This window comes from Bradyrhizobium sp. Kon69, from assembly GCF_055807515.1.
Genome location: NZ_JBVVOS010000013.1, coordinates 100,466 through 123,370 on the forward strand (window position 1 = coordinate 100,466; position 22,905 = coordinate 123,370).

At 64.6% G+C, this 22,905-nt stretch carries 5 protein-coding genes; 3 read left to right on the forward strand and 2 right to left on the reverse strand.

What is annotated here, in order from left to right; translation table 11 throughout:
- Positions 1 to 67: 67 nt before the first annotated feature.
- Positions 68 to 1,636, forward strand: coding sequence for a hypothetical protein (locus AC0L3U_RS18835; RefSeq protein ID WP_473362729.1), 1,569 nt, complete (start codon positions 68 to 70; stop codon positions 1,634 to 1,636).
- Between the two features lie 80 nt (positions 1,637 to 1,716).
- On the opposite strand, the gene AC0L3U_RS18840 is transcribed toward AC0L3U_RS18835, so the two are convergent.
- Both AC0L3U_RS18840 and AC0L3U_RS18845 read right to left on the reverse strand, forming a co-directional pair.
- Positions 1,717 to 4,410 (reverse strand): hybrid sensor histidine kinase/response regulator, encoded by a 2,694-nt coding sequence (locus tag AC0L3U_RS18840; RefSeq protein WP_473362730.1) that lies wholly within the window; start codon positions 4,408 to 4,410, stop codon positions 1,717 to 1,719.
- Entirely contained in the window at positions 4,407 to 5,438 is a 1,032-nt protein-coding gene (locus AC0L3U_RS18845) for an ABC transporter substrate-binding protein (RefSeq protein WP_473362731.1), read from the reverse strand. The genes AC0L3U_RS18840 and AC0L3U_RS18845 overlap by 4 nt, the downstream gene beginning before the upstream one ends.
- Positions 5,439 to 5,732: 294 nt before the next feature.
- Here AC0L3U_RS18845 and AC0L3U_RS18850 point away from each other — a divergent pair, with 294 nt between their 5' ends.
- Together AC0L3U_RS18850 and AC0L3U_RS18855 are read left to right on the forward strand one after the other, a co-directional pair.
- Complete coding sequence (locus AC0L3U_RS18850) at positions 5,733 to 6,509, forward strand: hypothetical protein (protein WP_473362732.1); 777 nt, start codon at positions 5,733 to 5,735, stop codon at positions 6,507 to 6,509.
- Positions 6,510 to 6,578: 69 nt separating this feature from the next.
- On the forward strand, positions 6,579 to 22,901 hold the full coding sequence (locus tag AC0L3U_RS18855) for a leukotoxin LktA family filamentous adhesin (RefSeq protein ID WP_473362733.1): 16,323 nt from the start codon (positions 6,579 to 6,581) through the stop codon (positions 22,899 to 22,901).
- Positions 22,902 to 22,905 lie beyond the last annotated feature (4 nt).

The window sequence follows — 22,905 nt, forward strand, 5'->3', positions numbered from 1 at the left end:
ACGCGTAGTGCGGCTGTGCGAATGGATTCAGCCGATTGCAGATGCCTTATTGTTTTGGAGGCACGCTATGATCGATCAATTTTTCACAACAATCCACCTCGACGCCGCGCACCTTGTGGCGGGAGTGTTGACGGCCTTTTACGCCGGACATCGTTTTGCCACGCCTAGGACGCTCAGGTCAGAGACAACCCGCTTTCAATATTACAGCAGTTACGTGATGTATGTCATTTCGTGCATCGGTCTTCTGATGTTCTTGAGCTGGACCCTTGCCCACAAGCCGGAATTGCTTGGTCTCCTGTACTCGCCAAGTCCCATTCCTGAAGGATTGAAGAGCCTTGATGCGCCACTTGTGGCCGCGCTTATCCTAACGACGTTGCTGCCATCGGTTCCTGTTCTGCGGGATATTGATGGTGCCATGCTGCGTTTTTTTCACCGTATGGGCGCGATCCCGCTTGGAGCTGTTCGCTGGGCGCAGCGGATCAACATGACGCAGCTTACGATTTCTGAAAGATTGGTCGCAGACACCAAGTTTTATATCGCCAACAGCACGCTTCTGCCTGACTCTCTGGCCGCGCAGCTGCAGCCGGATTTCACGTTGGATAGCGTGCGCTTTCGGTTTACGCGATGTCTGGCGCTCTACGTTGCCTTGAGCAATCTGCCCGGTTGGACTGCTTATTCCGCCGACTTTCCCGAAGAGCGAGCCACTTTCGAGAAGAAGATGAGCAGCTTCTTCGCTCAGTCCGTGGCGTTTTTCACTCTCACAAGTCAGATCGCTCAGCGTCAGCTTGAGCCAGCGGCGGAGCCGGTTGACCAATTTCGTTCTTACGCACTCGAAGCCTACGAGGACATTCGGTTGATGCTTGCCAGAGTGCTCCTTTACAGTTGCAATAGCGACAGCGAAGTCGCTCACCAGTTTGCAAGGATTGGCTTTTCCATTCAACGGCCGTCTCTGATCCGCCTGCCGTTAAATCTGCTGAGCTTGGACTTCGCCGGGGTCGTCGCGCTGTTCGTCATAGTGACGATTTCCCTGGCCGGCGGCGATTTGGGCAGGGCATTAGGCATCGGGATGCTTGTGGCGGTCAATCAGTCAATCGCGGCGGTGTGTGCCCTCGCACCGAAGCAGTTGTGGAACTTTGCCGATTATCGTTGCGTGAGGGAAAGGCCTACTCTGTCTTATCTGATCTCCGGCGCATGCACCCTCACGATAACGCTGCCGATATCGTTTTGCTTCTATCTGCTCCGGTCGCATATTCCAGTCGATGCCGTTCATCCGGTCCTGCCGTTCGTGGCCCAAGCCAAATGGCTGCTGCTCCCCACCGTGCTTTCAATGGCATTGGCCTTTGCGTGTGACGATACGATCGAAGCGGATCACGAACCGTGGTGGCTCAGGTGGGCGGAGAGCGCCGGGCTGGCTGTACTCATGGGCTTTTCGGGCTTTCTCGTGATGCACTGGTTGAGCGTGAACCAGCCGACGGTACAGCACCTGCTGTTGATACCGTGCCTGCTCAGCGCCTCAATCGGTGCGCTCTTTGGCGTCACGATTCCGTACTGGTATCGACAAACCATGAGGGGGGGAGAGTTGGAGGCGACAAAGCCGGTGCAGGCGAGTGCGGAAAAGGTCGCCCCGGCGGTCTGATGTAAGGCGCCTGCCTTGATCTGGACTGATAAGGCTCCGCCAGATTTTCTTCGGGCCCAAAATGAAGAACTCGAGCGCATCTAGCTGATCGTACGCTGCTCCGCCGGACGAAGCAGATCGTCCAGCGCGCTCATCGAGGCCTCTCGAAGCGCCGCGAGTTCACGGGCGGCGCTCTGGGATTCGGGCGAGGTCATCGAGGCTGCTGCTAGCTCGACCTCGCGGCTGCGCTCGAACAGGCGAACGAGGCCGAGCGCACTCGCGCCGCTGCCGAGTTGATGCGCGCAACGTGCGAGCTGCGTGGGATCGTCAGTCGCCGCTGCCTTGGCGATCTCCTCGACCAGCTTTTCGCTGGTCTGTTCCAGCAGGTCGTGGAGTTTTGCGATCTGCGTCGCGCCCAGCAGCTCCTTCTGGTCATCGAGGAAATGCCGGTCGATCAAAGCGCCTGCCGCGAGCTGCGGCGCGGCGGGTTGATTCTGGGCATCGTCCTCGATCGCCTCGCGCAGCGCATTGATCAGGATCGGCTTGCTGACGATCCTGGCAATGCCTGCCCCCGCGAGCCGCTCGCGGGCGCGGCGCGACATGTCGGCGGTTACCGCGATGATCCGCGGCATGGTCGGCAGACCGAGCGTTCGAATCCGCGATGCCGCCTCGACGCCGTCCATATCGGGCATGTGCAGATCCATCAGAATGATGTCGAAGGCTTGATCGCGAGCGAGTGCAACGGCGGCCGCGCCGTTCGTGGCGATGGTGGCGTGGTGGCCGAGCCTCTGCAACATCGCTTCGCCGACCTCGCAATTGACGGGGTCGTCGTCGACCAGCAGCACGCGAAGCTGCCGCGATGGCGGCTGGTCCGCGCCTTGCGCGATGCCGTTCGCGGCGAGGCCAAGCGGGACCTCAAGCATGAACGAGCTGCCCGTACCCGGCGTGCTCGCCACCGTCAACTCGCCGTGCATCAGGCGGGTGAGGCGCCGCGCGATCGCCAGTCCAAGGCCGGTGCCGCCGAACCGCCGCGCGATGCTGTCGTCGGCCTGGACGAAATCCTCGAAAATCCGCTCGTGCATGTCGGGCGCGATGCCGATGCCGGTATCGCGAACGGTGATGCGCAGCAGGACATGATCGTCATGTGCCTCGGCGGCCGCGCTCAAGCCGATGCCGCCGCGCGGGGTGAACTTGATCGCGTTGCCGATCAGATTGAGCAGAATGCGATTGAGCCGCACCGGGTCGCCGTGCACGGAGGTATTGACCGTCGCAGCGCAGGCCAGATCGAAGGAGAGACCTTTGTGAGAGGCCTGCGGACGCATCAGATCGGCCGCCGTTTCGACGAGCCGGTCGAGGCGGAAATCGCGGGTCTCCAGAGTCTCGGCGCTGGCCTCCAGGCGCGCATATTCGAGGATGCCGTCGACCAGCGCGATCAACGTTTCGCCCGACGCGGCCGCGGTCGTGAGGTGGCGCCGCTGCGCTTCGCCGAGGCTGCCGTCGTCGAGCAGTTGCAGCACCCCCATGACGCCGTTCAGCGGCGTGCGCAGCTCGTGGCTGACGACCGCGAGAAAGCGCGATTTGGTCTCGTTGGCCGCGACCGCCGCGCTGCGCGCGCGCTCGGCGGCATCGTGCTCGGCAAGGGCCTGGTCGCGGGTCTTTTCCAGTTCGGAGGTGCGCTCGATCACTTTGCGCTCGAGCGTCGCATAGGATTCGCGCAAGTGAGCGGCCATCCGGTTGAACTGATCGCCGAGCGCCTCCAGCTCGTCACCGGTCTTGATCGCGAGCCGCAGGCCGAGGTCGCCGCTGCCAATCCGCCGCGCGCCCTGCGTCAGGATCTGGATCGGCACGGTCATGCGCCGGCTCAGAAAGAGAGAGACCAGCACCGCACATGCGAGCAGGATGACCAGGAGAAAAGTCGAGCGTCCGATCGACGCATAGATCGGCGCATAGGCCTCGGTGAGCGGCAGCTCGACGAATACCAGCCAGCCCAGCGAGGGGACCGTCGCATAGGTCGAGAGCACGCGTTGACCGGACAGATCCTCCTTGACCAGGCCGCCGGAGGGCGGCCCGACGCCATCGAGCGCGGCGCGGACGTCGGCATGGCCGGAGAGATCGCTGCGACGCAGTGCCGGCCACAAATCGGGATGCGCGATCAACAACCCCATCCGATCGACCACATAGGCCTTGCCGGTGTTGCCGACCCTGATCCCGGCGACGAGGTCCCAGATGAAGCGAAGATTGACCTCGGCGACAATGACATCGGGCGTGAGGCCGGTTCCGCGCGTGGCGAGCGTCATGAACGGCTCGGTGTCGCCGAGGAAGTAGACCGGTCCGTAATAGGCGCGGCTTTCATTGGCGCCGCGGAAGGCCTGCGAAGCGGAGAGATCGGCCTTGCTGCCGATCCTGTCCGCGACACGGCGCGACACGCGCACCTGCTCGCGGCCTTGGGCGTCGAGCTCGGCGATTTCCGCGACCGCGGGCGAGAGGCGCAGGAGGCGGATGGCGTTCAGCCGCTGGTCCTCGTTCGTGGACAGCTCCGGGGGCAGGCGCGACAGCCATCTGATCTGGTTTTCGATCTGGCCAATGAACTGGCCGATCTGGATGGCGGCGCTTGCTGCCTGCTCGCGCTGCGTCGCCGCCAGCAGTTGCTTCTGCTCGCGATAGGAGAACCAGACGTCGAAGCCGGTGTTGATGGCGAGCGCGGCGAAAGCGAGCGCGACGATCGAGTAGAGGTATTTGCGGAACAGCCGGCCGGGAGGTGGCCGCAAATCTCCCTGGTCGATCGTCTCGTTCACTCGCGGATCTCGTCGGCGCGCGCGAGCAGCGTGAATGGGATGGTCAAATCCAGCGTGCGGGCGACCGTGCGGTTGATCAGGAGCTCGTATTTCCGCGGCGATTGCACCGGCAGATCGCCGGCCTTGGTGCCGCGCAGGATGAGATCGACATAGTCAGCCGAGCGCACTTCGAGCGTCGGCCCGTAACTCATCAGGCCGCCCGCATCCATGAAATAATAGAACGGGTAAATCGTGGGCACGCGATATTTGGCCGCCGCGGCCACCGCAGCCTGCCGGTGGACCACCAGGAAGCTGTCGACCAGCGCAATCATCGCCGCCTTGGGCGGTTCGGAGAAGGGCCTGACGGCTTCGTCGATCTCCGTTGGCGCGCTGACGGGGGCGAGGACCACGGACACGCCGGCCAGTGTTGCCTCTTGCTCGATGGAATCGAGGAAGAAGCGGCCGCCGCGAGGCGTGGTCGCCGGGTTGTACAGGATACCGACGCGCGCAAGATCCGGCACGGCCTCCCGGATGAGCTGAAGCCATTTGCCGCCCATCTCGGCGCTGCTGTTGGTGAAGCCGGTCACGTTGCCGCCGGGATGGGCGAGGCTTTCGACGAAGCCGTTGCCCACGGGATCGTTGGCGGTCGCGAACACGATCGGGATGGTTTTGGTGGCCGCCAGGACTGCTGCGGTTTCGACCGTCGAGCCGGTCAGGATCACATCCGGCTTGAGCGCCAGCAATTCCTGAACCGCGGTTTTCAGTCTGTCCGGCGCGCCGAAGGTCGAACGGAGTTCGAGGCGGAAATTGACGCCTTCGACCCAGCCTCGCTGCCTCAAGCCCACGATGAGGCCACCCAGGCGGGAGGTCGGGCTGTCGATCATGCTCCTTCTGGTCAGTTCGTCGTCGAGCGGCAACGCCGTCAGCGATGCGACGACGCGCATGCGATCAGATGTCGCGCCGAGCGCCAGCCAGCCCGCGGCGGTCGTGCCCGCAAGGCGAATGAACCCGCGGCGATCGACCGCGAGAGCGGAAGGCCGTTCGGTCATGGATGTCTTTGCATGATGGTGTGCCCCAACCCGATGCTTAGCGCGAACGGCCGGCATCCACAATTGATGAAAAAATGCGTTTGTGACTGCTCATTCGCAGCGTTTGGCGACCCGATACCGTATTCCTACGCCGCCAAAGAGTCGCTGTTTCGAACCTTGTCTCCTCCGTGACACCTTGTAACGCACTGCGGCGTTGCAACATTTTCCGTCCCGGTCGTGATGACGGTTCGGGAAGGTCGATTTCGTAGCTGCCGATTTTTGAAGCGTTGTTTCAAATTTTTTCGAAGGTTTTCGATGCGCAAAATCTATCTCATTCCGGCCCTCGTCGGCCTGCTCACCTCTGTTGCAGCGGGGCCCCTTGCGGCCCAAGTCGCCGTGCCGAAGCAGAAAGCGGCACCGGCACCGAGAGCTGCCGCCGCCGGTGCCACTCCCGCAGCAGCCGGGACGCCGGTCGCTGCCGGCGCGACGTCGGCGGCCGCGGCCGAGACCACGGCCCCGGACGACAAGTCCAAGGCGATCGACTCCAAGGCGATCGACGGCTTCCGCTCCGCCAAGTTCGGAATGAACGAGGCCGACGTGCGCGCGGCGATAGCCAAGGATTTCAGCGCGAAGCCCGACGCCGTCAGGGCGCAGGACAATGCGTCCGAGCTGACGCACAGCCTGCTCTATTCGGCGCCCGAGCTGCTGCCGAACGGCGGCACCGCGGAGCTCTCCTACGTGTTCGGCTACAAGTCGAAGTCTCTGATCCAGATCGGGGCGGTCTGGTCGAAGGGCACCGACACGACGATCACGCCGGAAAAGCTGTTCTCCAACGCCAACATCCTGCGCGCCCATTTCCTCAGCGAGGGCTTCAAGCCCGATTCCATCGCGGTCAACATGCCCGTCAACGGCGGCATCGTGATGTTCCGCGGCAGCGACGCCAAGGATCGCTCGGTCATCCTGCTTCTCCAGGGCACGTTCGAGAACAAGGACAACAACCAGCGAGTGCTGACGCCGACCAGCCTGTTGCTGTTCTACGTCGCCGACGCCAAAAGTCCCGACATCTTCAAGCTGCCGCCCGGCCAGTTCTGATGCCGCGCTGCCACGACATTCTCCCACCCGGTTGTGGATCGGCCCCAGTGCCGATGAAGAGGATCTGAAATGCGCCGACCATCTGCAAGGCGAGACAATGACGAGCTGACGCTGCGGGGGCTTGCGCGTTTCCGTTCGATGTCACTGCTCTGCGCGATGCAGATGGTCTTCCTGCCGGTGTTCAGCGTCCGCCTGCAGGCGCAGCCGGCGAACGTGATCACGCCGGACGGCCGCACCGGGACCAGCCTTCAGACGTCCGGCAGCGTGACCAACGTCACGACGTCGACCGTCTCCGGCACCAGTGCCTTCAACTCGTTCTCGCAGTTCAGCGTCGGGCAGGGCAACACGGTCAATCTGCAATTGCCGACCGGCACGCAAAATCTCGTCAACATCGTTCGCGACGCACCGGTCTACGTCAACGGAACACTGAACTCCTACATGAATGGCGCGATCGGCGGTAACGTCTATTTCGCCGATCCCAAGGGCTTCGTGGTCGGCCGCAGCGGCACGGTCAATGTCGGCAGCCTCAACGTCTCGACGCCGACGCGCGAGTTCACCGACAGCCTGATCGGCGCGCAGGGGCAGATTAACGGTTCGGCTGTCGCCAATCTGATGGCGGGCTCGTTCCCGGTCTCGCCGGACGGCAACATCCGGATCTACGGCCGGGTCAATGCCATCGATGGCGTGCGCCTGACCGGGCAGAACGTCCTTGTCGGTGGTGCCAGCCAGCGCGACATTGCCAATCTCGATCACGCCGCGAAGTTCGCGGCCTCGGTCAATTCCAAAGGGCTGCGGAGCGCCGCCGCGATTTCCGTGCGCAACGGTTCGATCCACATCGGCGCCGTCAACAACGCCAGCGTCAACGGACGGCTGACCGCGCGCAGCAAGACCACGACGCCGAGCAACATCACGGTCGTGGCCGGCAACCAGGCCGAACTCGGCAAGAATGCGCGGTTGAGCACGGCGAGCAGGACCGCGGATGCCGGCGGCGTTCTCGTCAAGGCCGGCAACGACGTGACCGTGAAGAGCGGCGCGAAGATCAATGCCAGCTCGAAAACCGGCAATGCGGGCCTGGTCGAGCTGAGCGGAAACGGCATCATCGACGTGGGCAGCGGCGTTACCATCAACCTTGCCGCACCGAACGGCCGGGCCGGCACGCTGCTGATCGACCCGACCGATGTGGTGATCGGCGACGCCAGCCAGGGCGACGTCGGCGTAACCCTCGGGAACACGTCCGTGGCCAACGCCATCGCGGCGCTCAGCGCTGGTGGCACCTATCTGGTTCAGGCCGACAATTCGGTCACGCTGGCCGCGCATGCGGTGATCGATGCCCGCAACCTCGACGCCACCAAAACTCATTCCGTCGGCAACGCCATCAATGTCGAGATCGACGCGCCCACCATCAGCATCGTCAACGGGGCGCAGATCCTCGCCCAGGCGATCAATGTTGGTGGAACGACCTACAGCAGCGGTAGTGTCACGCTGACTGCAACGGCAAGCCAGACCCTGATGTCCGGCCACGCCCATGCGACCACGGGCATCACCGTTGACGGCACGATCACCGGCGGCGCGATCTCGATCAGCGCGAGCTCCACCGCAGTCGCGAGCTTCACGAGTTCGCTCGCTTCGACGTTCGCGCTGATCGGCGAGTCGGTCCCCGGCATGATCCTGGGCCTCAACGGAGGCTATGTCGCGGCGAGCTCAACCGCGACCGTGAACATCAACGGCCATGCCAATATTTCCGGCAGCGGCAACGTCTCGATCAGCGCTTACGGATCGGAGAGGGCCGAGGATCCCGTTATCGCCGCGTCGCTCTTCGGCGTATCGCCGGTCGGCGCGGCGGTCGTGGTCGGGAACATCGCCGGCAACGTCACCACCAATGTCGCAAGCAACGCGACGATCAGCGCGGGCGGTACCCTCGACATCAAGGCCACCAACGATGCCACGATGAACGTCACTGCCGTATCGCTGACCTCGAGCGCGATTCTCGTGGCGACGGTGGCCTATTCGACGGCGTCGGTGACGACCACGGCAAACGTCGCGACCGGCGCCCACCTGAGCGTCGGCACGGCGATCGGATCGACCGGTGGATTCGCGGTGCGCGCGCTGAATAACAACAGCTTCTCGACGTCTGCGACCTCCGTGGGACTGGATAATCCGGCCTTGAACGGCGGCGTCGGCGGTGCCGTCGCGATCAGCAACGTCAACACCGCGGCGACCGCGACCCTCGGCTCGTCGCTGGGGTCCGGCACGTCGAACCGGATGACCGGCTCGGTGACGGTCGAGGCGACCTCGAACACCACATCGAATTCGACGATGTCCTCGACCATTACCGGCACGCCGGCGCTGATCGCCGGTCTGCAAGGGGCATTGGTCGTGGGCACGATGGATCCAGGCCTGTTCTCGCAGCAGTTCAGCACGCTCTTCACCGCCGATCTGAACCTGAAGGCAGCAGCAGCCTTGACGATCGCGCGCAGCACGGAGAGCGCGACGGCAGCGATTGCGCAAAACCCCAGCGGCGGTGCACCGTCGATCTATACGTCGGGCAACGTCGCCGTCATCAGCAACGTGATCGACGTGGGCGTGCGCAGCATTGCCACAGCCTCGGCGATCAGCTCAAGCCCGGTCGATGGTCAATCGACGGCCGTCGCCGCGGCGGTCGCTTGGGGCGATTTCACGCACAATTCCAACGCCTATATCGGCGGCGGGACCCTGATCAATGCGCCGGAGATCGGCGTCTCGGCAAACACCTATATGCCGATCACCAACACCTGGACGCAGTGGGCCTCGCTGACCGACGTACTGAGGCATCTCAACGGAAATCTCGGCGTCGGCGGCAGCATCCTGACCAGCTACGCCAATGCGACCGCTGACGCAGGCGACACCGTCGGCATCTCGGGGTCGCTGAACAATTTCATGGTTCACAACAACACCACGGCATGGGTTGCGACCGGCGCCAGCCTGACGTCGACCTGCACCGTTGCGAGTTGCGGCAGCGGCGCGTGGACGGCCGCGCTGGACAGCGGGGCGACGCAGGCCTTCGACGCGACGCTCGCCATCGCGGCGACGGCTTATTCGGCCTCGATTGACGCTGCTGGCAATGTCGGCACGCTCGGCTTCCTTCCCGGCAACACCTCGGGTGGCTCATCGCTGGGCGGCGCGCTCAATCTGGTCCAGTTTTGGAATAACACGGTCGCCGGCGTGGCGTCCGGCGCGTCGCTCGGCGCGACCGACAACGTCTCCGTCACGGCATCGACGACCGACCAGTTCTTTGGCGTCGCGCCGACGTCCGGCAAGGCGGCCGGCGCGCTCGCGCTGAACGGCATCACCTCGATTGCGCTCGTGAACAACACGACCCATGCCTCGATAGGCATCGGCGCGACGGTGTCGGCTCCGACGGTGAATGTGCTCGCCCAGCAGGATCTGTCGATGCTGTCGGTTGCCGGCGCGGTGTCCGCCGGCGGCAACTCCGCCGTCGGCCTCGCCGTCGCCTATCTCGGCGCGACCACCGACACCGCCGCCTATGTCGGTGACAATCACGGCGACATCCGCCCGGGCCCGTTCAGTTCGGACGATCCGTTCTCGGGAACTGGCAGCGGTAACGGGTCGGTCACGGCCGACCATCTGGCGATTTCCGCGACGACCGCGGGCCGGATCACCGCGGCGTCGATTGCGGCTGCGATCTCGGAACCGTCGGTTTCGGACTTCGGCACCAAGGCCGGTGCCGTCGGCGCAGCCGCGACCGGCGGAGCGGGCGGGATTTCAACCGCGCTGGCCAAGGTTGGGTCGTCGTCGGGCGCCTCCAGCAGCGGCTTCACGATCGATCTTGCCGGCAGCTCCTCCATCAGCGATGTGAGCCTTGGCACGACCGCCTCGAGCACCGGCGTCACGATCAACCGCTACTCGCCGAGCCCAACGGCCACCTTGTTGGTCCAGGCGCTCAACGACACCATCCTCAACAACGGCTCGGGCGGCGCCGCCGCCAATCTGGGAGGCAGCGCCGGCTCGACGAGCGTGGCCGTCGACGGCACCATCGCCGCGGCGATCTCGAACAATGTGACCAAAGCCTCCATCTCCAACTCCACGGTCAACAACCAGCAGTCCGTGACCGTGCAGGCATTGAACGGCGGATCGGAAACGGTCGTGGCGATCGGCCTTGCCGCGTCAACGCGGTCCAACGCCGCCTCGATCGCGCTGTCCGTCGGCATCATCACCGACAGTGCGCAGGCCTACATCGAAAATTCGACGATCGCCGGCGGGAGCACAGGCGTCCTGCGGGCTCTCGAGGTCGATGCCTATCAGACCAGCAACATCGCGGTCGGCGGCGGTTCGCTCTATATTTCCGGCGGACAGGGCGGCTTCGGCGTCGCCATGACGTATGCTTCGATCGGCGATCCCTCCGGCGGCAACGCGACTGACGCGCACATCAAGTCCACCTCGATCAGCAATTACGACTCGCTTTTGGTGCTCGCCGACAATGCCAGCATCATCGCGGCCGGTGCCGCGTCGGCCGGGGCAGGGTCGAACGGCCTGTCGGGTTCGATCGTCGTCGACGAAATCACGTCCACGACAACGGCCTATATCAGCAGCAACTCGACGGTGAACATCAATGTCGGCCGTGTGACGGTGCTGGCGGACAGCGGCGCTGTGTCGGACCTCGATACGGCGCTCGGCAATCTCGTCAAGAAGTCGAACAACAATCATTTGGCATCGGACACCTGCACGGCCGCCGCCGGCGGTGGCACGCAGAACTGCATCGATTTTAGCGCAGCGGCGCTCAACGGCGGCGCGGCCAACGGTCCGGGCGCCGGCATCATCTCCGTTGCGGGCATTATCCAGGCCGGCAAGAACAATGTCGGCGCCTCGATGGTGTACGATACCATCGCGACGACGCATTCGGCCTATATCGCCAACGTGCGGATGTCGACGATCGGCAGCGTCAGTGTGAATGCGGTCGACACCACGAAGATCCAGTCGGTCACGATTGGCTTCGGCCTGGCGACCGGCCAGTTTGCCGGCGTCGGCGGCATGACAATCAGCTCGATCGCCAATAATGTTTCGGCGGCAATCGGCAACAACCAGTCCGACACGACGCAATCGACCGTGACGGCCTCCAACATCTCCGTCACCGCGACCGACAATTCCAGCATCACCGGCGCCGCCGCCGTCGCTGGCGCCTCGACGCAAGGCAGCGCAGCGGGCTTGGCCCTCGTCTACAGCAGCATTGCCAACGACGTCAGTGCCGGTGTCACCGGCTCCAAGCTGACCGCCTCCGGCAATGTCGTCGTCAACGTGAACTCGAATGCCGATATCTCGACGGTTGCCGTCGGTATTGCGATTTCCTCGCAGATCGGCCTTGCCGGTTCGGTCGCCACCAATCTGATGGGAACCAACGTCACCGCCAGCATTGCCGGCGGGGCCGACGTCACCGCGAACGACAACGTTGCCGTGATTGCCGGCAATAATGACAAAGCGGGTGTTTTTGCCGGCGCCGTGTCCATCAGCAAGGGCGCGGCCGGCGGCGCGGGCTCGATGGTCACGAACAAGATCACCGGCACCACCGCGGCCTATATCAGCGGGACGACGACGAAAGTGGATGCGCTCGGAACCAGCACGAGCGACGTGCTTTCGGTCAACAGCGGCACGCTCGCGCACGCGATCGATCTCGGCGGCTTCAGCGCGCCCACCGACGCCACGCCCGATCTGAGCGAGACCCAGGAGAGTGTACGCGGCCTCGCCGTCGTCGCCAGCTCGCACCAGGCCGTCGTCACCAACGTTGCCACCGTGTCTGCGGGCTCGGGCATCTCCATCATGATCAATCCGATCACCAATGTGATGAGCGGATCCACCAAGGCCTATATCGACGGCGCGGCAATCGACACGCGGCTCGCAAGTTCGACGCTGGACCCGCAGATCGACGTGGCCGCCAGCAGCTTCTCCTATTCGGGCGCGTTCGGCGCCGGCGTGGTGCCGCCGACCGGGAGCGGGGGCGGCGGTGCGACCATTCTCAGCACGACGATGTCGCGTGACACCGAGGCGTACATCACCAATGCGACCGTCGGCGGCGTGCAGTCGACGAGCGCAACAGTGGGCGTCGTCACCGTGAAGGCCAATGCCGAGCAGGACGCGTCATCGATCGCGGTCGGTTTCGGCACCGGCTCGGTCGGGCTGAACGTCTTCGTCGCAACCACCGAGGCCTATGTCGACGGTGGCTCCCTCACGGCGTCCTCGCTCACGGTCAATGCCTACGATGCCACCGGTATCGCGTCGGCAAACGGCTCGGGCGCCTATGGCAGCCAGGCCGCGATCGGCGCGGCGTTCCTGGTTCAGGTCTCGGCGAACCGGACCGAGGCCTATGTCGGCGACGAGTTCCACTACCAGGGCAACGGTGCGGCGCACACGACCGCGGTCAATCTGAGCGGCGCGCTCGACGTCGAGGCAACGACGAAGAACCGCTTCCAGGCCTATTCAATCGGCGGGGCGCTTTCGACCGGCACGGCGGCGATCGCCGGCATGGCCAACATCGAGATCGCCAACAACACCACCATCGCGGGCGTCTACGACACCACGCTGCAATCGCCCACGGGCGGCGCGGCTGGGGCGGTCACCATCAACGCCACCGAAGACGTCGCGATCAAGGAGATTGCCGGCGCGCTCTCGATTGCCGCCAGCGGATCCGGTGTCGGCGTCGGCGCTGCGGCCAACGTCATCGTCTTCAAGAGCCAGACCATTGCGGAAAGCCGCAACAGCAACCTCAATTCGTCCGGCGCGATCAACGTCGGCGCGCTCAGCACCAAGGAAGTGCTGTCCTACGCGGTCACCGCCGGCATCGGCGGCAGTGTCGGCATCGGTGCGACCGTCGGCGTCATCATCGTCGGCACCAACACCGCCGATCCGGATACGCAGGGCGAGCAGACCGGCCAGCTCAACCAGGGCAACAACGGCACCCTCGCGTCGGTGAACGCGGGCACCAATTCCTCGCACGGCAGCGACGCGGTCGCGAGCGGCACCTCGGGCAATCCGGGCAACGCCAACGCAACCTCGACCTACGACGTCAGCACCGTCCTGACGGGCGGTAATGACGGTGTCACCGCCCAGATCGCGGGCGGCAACGTCACCGGCACGCAGGTCAACGTCGCTGCTACCAGCGCCAATGCGACCAAGATGTTCCTGCTCGGCGCCGGCTTTGCCAAGAATGTCGGGATCGGTGCCGGCATCGGCTACACCAGCGTCAACAGCAGCGTGCTCGCCAATCTGAGCGCGATCGTTGCGGCGCCTTCCGTGACGGTCGCCGCCCGGGTCAAGGACGCCGACACCGGCCCTTATTCGGGCAAGACCGTCGACAGCGAGGCGATTGCCGGCGGTGCAGCGCTCTACTTCGGCGCGGATGCTGCCGTGGCGGTCGGCAACGTCGCCAACACCGTGACAGCCCAGCTCGGCGGCTCCGTCACCGGCACGGGCGGCACCGGCGTCGCCGTCATGGCGATGGACAGCTCGACCCAGAGCGTGACCGCGGGCGGCGGCACCGGCGGCCTTGCGGCCATCGGGGTGTCGATCGCCACCACGGGACGATCCAGTTCGGTCGCGGCAAAGGTGCTCTCGAACGCGACGGTGAACAGCTCGACCCTTGCGGTTGGCGCAGGCGAGGCCGGCGCAATGTCGGCCTCCGCGACGGCGGTTGCCGGCGGTATCGTCGCCGGTGACGGCGCAGTTGCGACGGCAAAGGAAAATTCGACTGTTCTGGCCGAGATCGGTTCCAGCGCCTCGATCACCACCTCCGCGGCCGGCGTCGGCACGCTGGTGTCGGCATCGCTCACCCCCAATCTTTCGAGCGAAGCGATCGGCGTCGCGGTCGGCGGCGGCGCCATCGGCGTGTCGGTCGCGGAATCGATGGTGACGGCCACCGTCACGGCCGATGTCGGCGACAACACCACCTTCTCGGGCGGTGCGCTCGCCGTGACCGCGATGGCGCTGGTTCCAACGAGCGGCACGACGACCTACGCCTGGTCGCTCGCTGGCGGCGGTGGCTCGCTGATCGGCGCACAGGGCAGCTACGCCAGGGCCTCCGAGAACGCGACGGTGAGCGCGTATGGCGGCACCGGGATAACGCTCCCCAACGCCGACGTGGTCATCACGGCCCAGAACGACAGCAGCCAATACGCCCAGGCGACCGGCCTTTCGACCGGCTTCCTGGCAGTGGGTGCGACGGTCGCCCAGACGTCGTCGAGCGCGCACACTTACGCTTATCTGGGCGCCCCCGACGATATGGACGCGACCCATCTGAATCACGCCGACTACACCGGCATCCTCCAGATCACGGCGACCGGCAAGGACATCAACGTCTCCAACGCGACCGTTGGCGCGGGTGGCACTTATGCCGGCGCTGCCGCGGTCGCAACGACCAGCTCGACCGCGGTGACCAATGCGCGGTTCGACGGCGGCACGACGGATGACACGCTGTTCTTCGGTGGCCTCAACGTCCAGGCCAAGCACACCACGAACTATGCCGCCAGCGGCGATGCGTACCAGGCGTCCACGGCCGGCGTCTCCGGAGGCAGCGCGCAGAACGACGTCAACGCGACCACGACCGTCGACATTGGACCTCATCTGATCATCAACTCGGCCGGCGGCGACATGGTGGTCATCGCCAACGACATCGTCAACCAGGCTGGTGGCGGCGCGCGGTCGGGCTCCGGTGGCGTGTTCGCGGGTGCTGCGGCACTGAGCAATACGCATGTCACCCAGACCGTCACCACCAATATCGGCGCCGGGACGGTGCTGAGCCTCAACGGCGATCCGCGGACATCGGCGGCGGTGATCAACATCGAGGCCTACAACACGCTCGATACCAACGACACGGCGAGCCTGGCCACGGCCGCCTTCTTCGCCGGCGGCGGCGCCGAATCCAACATGACGGCGAACGCCACGCTTGCGGTCAACATCAATGCCCGCGAACTCTTCAGCGCCGGCAAGATCTATATCGGTACGGCCGCCAAGATGGCGGCGGCCAACAACGCCAATGCCAGTCTCTACGGCGCGATCGCCGGCGTCGGCGCCAGCACCAACAGCTGGGTTCACGCCAACCAGGCTGTCACCGTCGGCAACAACGCCAAGGTCGAGGCCTGGGGCCAGATCAACATCTATGCTGGCATGTCGGGCGACACCATCATCTTCAGCAGCGTTCAGGCTACCGCGACGACGGTCGTCTACAACAACACCGCCATTCCGATCTCGACGCTCTACCGCGGCACGGCCAATGCCGATGACACTACGAGCCTGACGCTCGCCAACACCTCGAGCGTGCTCGGCGTCCAGAACATTTCCCTGGGAGCGACCCAGGGTCAGGTCACGGCCTCCGGCAACGGCAGCAACTACAATCCGTATCTGGACATCTTCAGCGCCAAGAACAGCGACAATCACAGCCACACCAGCGGAACCGGCGATGTCGCGCTCAATGGCCTCGTGGTCGCGGGTATCAACAACGATATCACCATTACGATCGACATAGGTGCGGGCGCGCCGACTGCGAGCACGACGAGTCCTTACTCGTCACTGCTGTCCGGCGGTTCGTCGACACCCACGCTCGAATATGTCGCCGACGTCGATCACTTCAACCCGATGATGAGCTGGAACCACCAGGTGGTCCAGTACACCATCGTCGGCGGCTTCAATCCCTATCAGAGCGTCGTCAACCAGCTCGCCGCGCTGACCGGCCTGACCGCGACGCAGATCCGCACACAGCTCGCGGCGGCGACGCCCGCGGCCCCCGCCACGATGTCGCCATCCGGCACCGATCCGACCGGCGACTTCCAGCGCCAGATCAACGCGCTGATCCAGCAGGCGCCGTATACCTCCGACGCCGCCGGCAATGCCTTCGCGTTCGGCGATATGCTGGTGTCCGCCGGCAACGTCTCGATCCTGGCGCAGAAGCTGACCGGAAACAGCGGCACGAATCCGATTGCGCCGGCGGTCATCGCGCGCAGCTCGCCGATGATCAAGATCGAGAACAGGGGTCTCGACTTCATGGACCTGGCCAACCTCACGGTCACCAATATCACCGGAGGAAACGTCACCTACCGCCAGATCGACCATGTCGACCCGGATTCGCACTCCAATGTGACCTTCACCGCCACGCCGAGCGCGACGCCGATCATCGACATCTCGGCCACCTACAATCGCCTGGATCCCTCCAGCGGGCTCGGCGTCGACCAGAACGGCAACCAGCTGACCCGCACGCCCGACATCTATTTCGACGGCGTCGTCAACAACGAGAACGGCCTGCTCAAGATCACCAACAATCTCGGCAGCATCGTCGCCTCGCAGTCGCTCAACGCCGCGACCGTCCAGATGGTGGCGCCCAACGGCTCGTTCGTCTTCCTCGGCGGCATCGGCAGCTTCTACACCTCCAACCACGATGTTCTCTCGCAATGGTCGGGTGTCGAGTTCAAGCCGGGTGACGACGACACGCTGACGGCGGTGATGGCGGCGGCGACCTATCTCGGCGCCTATGGCGACTACGCGAACAGCCCGCACATCGGCGCGGGCGGCGGTCACCCGTATTCCTACTATTGTTGCGTCGACGGCAATAACGGCGTTCAGCAAACGGCGAGCAACAGCACCATCTTCACCGCGCGCATGCTGGATTTGTATTACGACGGCCTGTCGCTCTATTCGGCGATTTTCCTGCCGATGGGCCAGGGCGCGCCCGGCAGTGGTAACCCGAACGCCGGCGGCGTGCCGAACGCTGCTACGCTCGCAATCATGGAGGGGCCGACGGTTCAGACCATCTCCACCGCGCCGTGGGAGCGGAATACCTATACTGGCCAAGGCGTCTACAGCAACTCGACCTACGACTACACCACGACCTCGACAGATGCGCAGGGCAACACCACGACCACCAACCACACGGCCACGTATTACTCGCCATTCAATTGCGCGGGGTGCTCTGCCTACTTCCAGGTCGTCAATATCCAGCCCGACGTGATCACGCCGAAGACTGCGTCTTCGAACTCAGCCGCGAACTCGAGCACGGGGACCAACCCGCCGGCTAACGCGCCCTTCATCTTCGGCAAGGCGATCATCATCTCGGCGGGGGTCATCAACATCAACGGCACTATCCAGAGCGGCACGAGCAGCGATTACTCGGTCGACATCGGCGGCTCCACGTTGACCGCCATCAACGACCTCAAGAGCCGCAATGCGGGCGCAGACTTTGCCCAGGCCCAGGTCAACGCCCGGAACGGCAGCTATTACGACATCACGGCGTCTGCGACGACGGGGGCCGCCGGCGACATCAAGATCGGGGTGAAGTACAACGCTCTCACCGACCAGATCCTCGTGAACGGCGTGGTGCAGGGCTCGGGCGGCTACGTCTATCTGAACGGCAAGATCATCTCGACCTCGACCCAGGATGGGGTCTCCCAAGGCACGATCGCGGTCAAAGGTGGCGCCGGCTCGATCACGGTCAACAACACGACCGGCCTGCAGCTCGTCACCAACACCATCAATACCGGCGTCAGCGCGCCGAGCGTGATCGAGATCGTCGATCAGCTCAAGCAGCAGACGACGTGGTACGTCTACAATCCCTCCGCCGCGGGCGGCCAGCAGGTGTCGACGTATCAGACGAGCGGCGTCAATGCGAGCCAGTACACAGACACGATGCTGACCAGCCTCAGCGGCACGGCAGGCATCCAGTACGCGACCAAGGCAAACATGTTCTACCAGTGGGTCGATACGGCTATGCTGGATCGTCCGACCAGCTCGACGCAGTTCGACTACGGATGGCACTATACGCCCAACTCGGCCACCGGGCAGAACTGGACCCGCACCATCAGCCTGGTTTCGGACGTGCAACAGGCCCAGGGCGGCGGCGGCAGCACTGGCCCACAGACATCGAACTTTCAGGAAGTCGTCACCGCGACCGGCTCCTATCACTCCGGCGGCGGCAACACCCATCCCGAGAAGTGCTGCGGCACGGACAACCAATACAACTGGTACCAGAACATCTACGATCACCTGACCCTGACGCTGACCAATACGGTCAAGGCGTCGAACCCGATCAACATCTCGTTCAGCGGCGGCGGCAACAGCACGGTTCTGGTCACTTCCAATTCCGGCATCGTCGTCAACGGTCCGATCAACAACCTCTCGGGCACGACCACGGTCAGCGCCACCGGGGCCAATTCGGCCATCACCAGCGGCACGAACGCGAACAATCCCATGATATCGGGCCGGAGCGTCATTCTCTCGGCGGATGGCGGCATCGGCACGATCGGCGCGAACGGCGTTCCCGTCCAGGTGCAGGTCTATGGCGGCAGCCTGACGGCCAGTTCGATCGACCACGACATCGCGATCGCGGCCGTCGGCTCGCTTTCGATCAACCAGGTGAAGGTGAATTCGGCAGGAAGCACGCCGCAGGGCAGCGTCTTTATCTCGGCGACCGGCGACATCAACTCGGCCTCGCCCTACGACGTCGCCAACCCCGTCGTGATCGGCAAGAACGTCGAGATCAACTCCACCGCCGGCGCGATCGGCGCGACGAGCGCCGTCATCAACGGTGCGAGCACCCTGACCAATATCAATCCGCTGGTGATCCAGGCGACGGGCACGATTCAGGCCGGCGGCAATGTCGACGGCGGAGTTCTCGACAGCGCATCGGCGACCGGCACCTACATCGTGCAGTCCAAGGGCGATCTGCGTCTCGGCACGGTCCAGTCGAGCGGCGGCCCGGTGTTCCTCGAGGCGGCCGGCTCGGACGGCAACCAGGCCAGCATCCTGAACGGAAGGGCGGCGGTTGGTCTCACCCAGGCGCAGAGCCAGCATCTCCAGGACGTCTGGACCAGCCTCGACCTGCTCAGCGGCAACGCCGCGACCAACGCCGTCAACAGCTACCAGTCGATGGTGACCTCGGCCTATAACGACTATTTCCAGCTCAAGAACATCGCCTTCGCGAACGGCAGCACCTACAACCCGACCTCGGTGGGATTGACGGTGCTGCGGGCGCAGGTGGCGGCCAAGCTCGGCATCGATCCCGCGAACGTCTCGACGACGGACATGAAGGTCGAGGCCACGACGCGGTTCCTGAGGGACCAGTTCCTGCTCGGCAAGATCACGACCGACGAGCTCAAAACCTCGTTGACGGCATTGCTCGGCACCGCACCGGCAGATCCGCTGGGAACCGTGTTCGGCAGCTCGTTGTCGTCGACCCTGTTCACGAAGCTGTTCGACGGCGTAACGACAGCCAATCAGCGCCTACCGAGCAATACGGCGCTGCAAACGGCGCTGAACACTTACAATGCGAATTACGCCTATTCGCTCGCGTCGACCGAGCGGGTCTACGGCATCATCACCGCGGGCGCGCAGTGGACCCAGAGCCAGCTTGCCTACACCGTCTCGTCGTCGGCCGTCGGCGCGGCACCGCCGCCGATCGACGAGAACGTCGTGGCCAATGTCAGCGCCAACCAGATCATGCTCTACGCGCCGCACGGCTCGGTCGGCAATTCGGCAGCGCCCCAGACGTTCACATTCACCAGCGTCGATTCCTCGTCGCTGACGCCGGCGCAGCGGGGATTGCTCGCGACGGCCGGTCCGGGTCAGCTCACCGTCGGCGCGGTCACGGATCCGACCACCCACGTCGTGACCTATACGGTCAGCCTGTCGCAGCAGAACCTCGTCGTTGTCGACAACCCGATCGCGATCTCGGCCAAGGCGCTGACCAACGTCTATCTCGGCAGCAAGAACAGCCTCACGCTCGGCGGCATCACCGCGAATTACGGCCCGATCGCGGCCGCGCAGGCCAACGGCATCGAGGTGACCGGCCGCGGCGACGTCAAGCTCGACGCCGTGACCAGCATCACCGCCGCCGCCGGCGTGACCGGTACGCCCGTGATCTCCGGCGATATCGGCAATCTGACTCTGATCGCCGAGCACGGCAATGTCGGTGCCCCCGGCGCTGCCGGAAGCAATCCCGCGACCAACGCAAACGCGATCCAGATCGCCTTCGCCGATCCGAGCAACGACCAGCTCGACCAGGTCTCGTCGGCGCAAGGCATCTATGTGAAGCAGACCACCGGCGATCTCATCCTCGGCAACATTGCCGCCGGCAATGCAATCCAGCTCGCGGCGACGGGCAGCATCTACGCCGAATCCGGCTTCACGGATCGAACCGCGATCCATATTCTCGGCACCGACCTCGATCTGCGCGCCGGCGGCAGCATCGGCTTCAACGGCTCGACCTTCCAGCCGGTGCAGGTGAATATCTCCGGCACCGTGACCGGCTCGGCGCTCGGCGATCTCAGCATCCTCGCGGTCACCGGCGATCTCGTGGTCGGCACCAACGGCGCCTATGGGACGCTGACATCCGGCGGTGCACTGACGCTGAATGTTGCGCGCGGCGCGCTCACCATCAATGCCGACCTCGCCAGCGGCGGGTTGATGCAGCTCCTCGCCAACCGTGGCATGACCTTCGCGGCCGGCACCGGCACGGCCCCCGTGACGGCGACCAGCAGCGCCGGCGGGGTGACGCTGGTAGCCGCGACACTGTCGATGGGAGCTTACTCCGCCATCAACGCGGCCGGCGTGATCTCCGTGACCACCACCGGCGACGCGAGCATCGGCCAGCTGAATTCATCGCTATCCTATGCGGCGGCCTCGAATGCAGCTTCGATCATCGTCACCGCCGGCGGTGTCGCCTCGCTCGGAGCGATCATCGACAATGGCGACGGCCAGACCAAATTCGTCGCGTCCGGCTCCGGGGCCGAAGTTTCGCTGAGCGCATCCAACGGCATCGGCAACGCGACGAGCCGGTTCATCCTCAGCGCCGCGCGGTTGTCGGCAAGCACGAGTGCCGGCGACATCTATCTGAAGTCTCTGACCGACACCGAGGCGAGCCTGCTCTCGGCGGTCAAGGGCAGCGTGGACATCCTCGGCAGCGGTGGCCTGACGCTCGACCAGGTGCTGGCAGGTACGGATGCAGGCGCAAGCGGCTCCTTCAGCGCCGTCGCGAACAATGGCAGCATCGTCATCGGCACCGCCGACAGCAGCGGCTCGCAGACGGTCCATGCCACCCAGAACGTGACGTTCAAGTCGCTCACCTCCACCGGCTACAGCGGCGATGCGGGCAGCATCAACGTCAATGCGGACAACGGCTTCATCCTGGCGCAGACGGTGATGTCGGGCGGCGTGACCACGCTCGGCTCGGTCTCCGCCAACGGCTCGGCAAGGCTGATCGCGGCGGGCAGCAACACCGGTCATAACCTCACGGCGACGACCGGCACCGCGGTCCTGAGCGGCACCGTGGTCCATTGGGATAATCTCACGGCCGGCGGCACACTCGACGTCACTGCGACTGCCGGGGGGATTACCGTTGGCACCGCCATCAGCGGCGGCACACAGACCTTGCACGCCGTCAACGACATCGTCTTCAGCCAGCTCACCACGACAGGCATCCCGGGGGACGCCGGCGACCTCAACGTCAAGTCCGACACCGGCTCGCTCCGTGGCGGATCGATCGCGGCCAGCGGAGATACGCATTTCGATGTGGCCGGATCGGTCTCGCTCGACCGGGTCAGCGGTAATGTGATCAAGCTGACTTCGTCGGGCGACCTGACCATCGATTGGGTCAGCGTGGTCAAGGAACTCGATCTCGCCGCCGATACCATCAACGTCAAGGGCGAGCAGGTCCGCTCGAACCCGTCGGTTCCGCTGATCATGAACATCACCGGCCATAACGGCGGCACCGCGACCTCCGCCAACGTCTCCATCGATCCGGACAGCATCATCATCAACCAATTCAGGGTGGTGGATGCGAACTTCTGGACCGACGCCCACGCCGTCGCGATCCTGAACGGCTATGTGCCGGGTCAGCTGATGCTGACCACGGGAACCCAGCAGGTGCTGCTCAACAACCGTACGCCGGCGCCGTCCAACTGGCCGTCGCTCCAACTCTACCAGCCGGGTGGCGTGTTCACGATGAGCCAGGTCGGGAATGCCAATGTCAGCAACGCCTATGTGGTGTTCTACACCGGCGACGTCTCCGCGACCGTCACCAATTACGGGCCGACCCACACCTGCTGCAACGACTTCACCGGCGCCAGCATGGTGCGCAACGTCTCGGTCGACGGCGAGGGCACCGAGAGCATCGAGACCTGGCTCGCGAAGAAGGACGGGGGGACGTTCTACCTGCTCGGTCTCTCCGGCAAGGCGCGGCTCGATGCGCTGCTGACGCCGCTGCCGGTCGAAACCATCGGCTCTGGTCCCGCCGTCAACATCGAGGGGCTGAGCGACATGCGCAAGCTGCGCCGGCAGGGCCAGCGCGCGGGACGCACCGGCTGGAAGGACGCGGCGATCGAGGCGGCGAAGCCGGCCATCGGCCGTCTCGCACAGGCATGGTAACGGG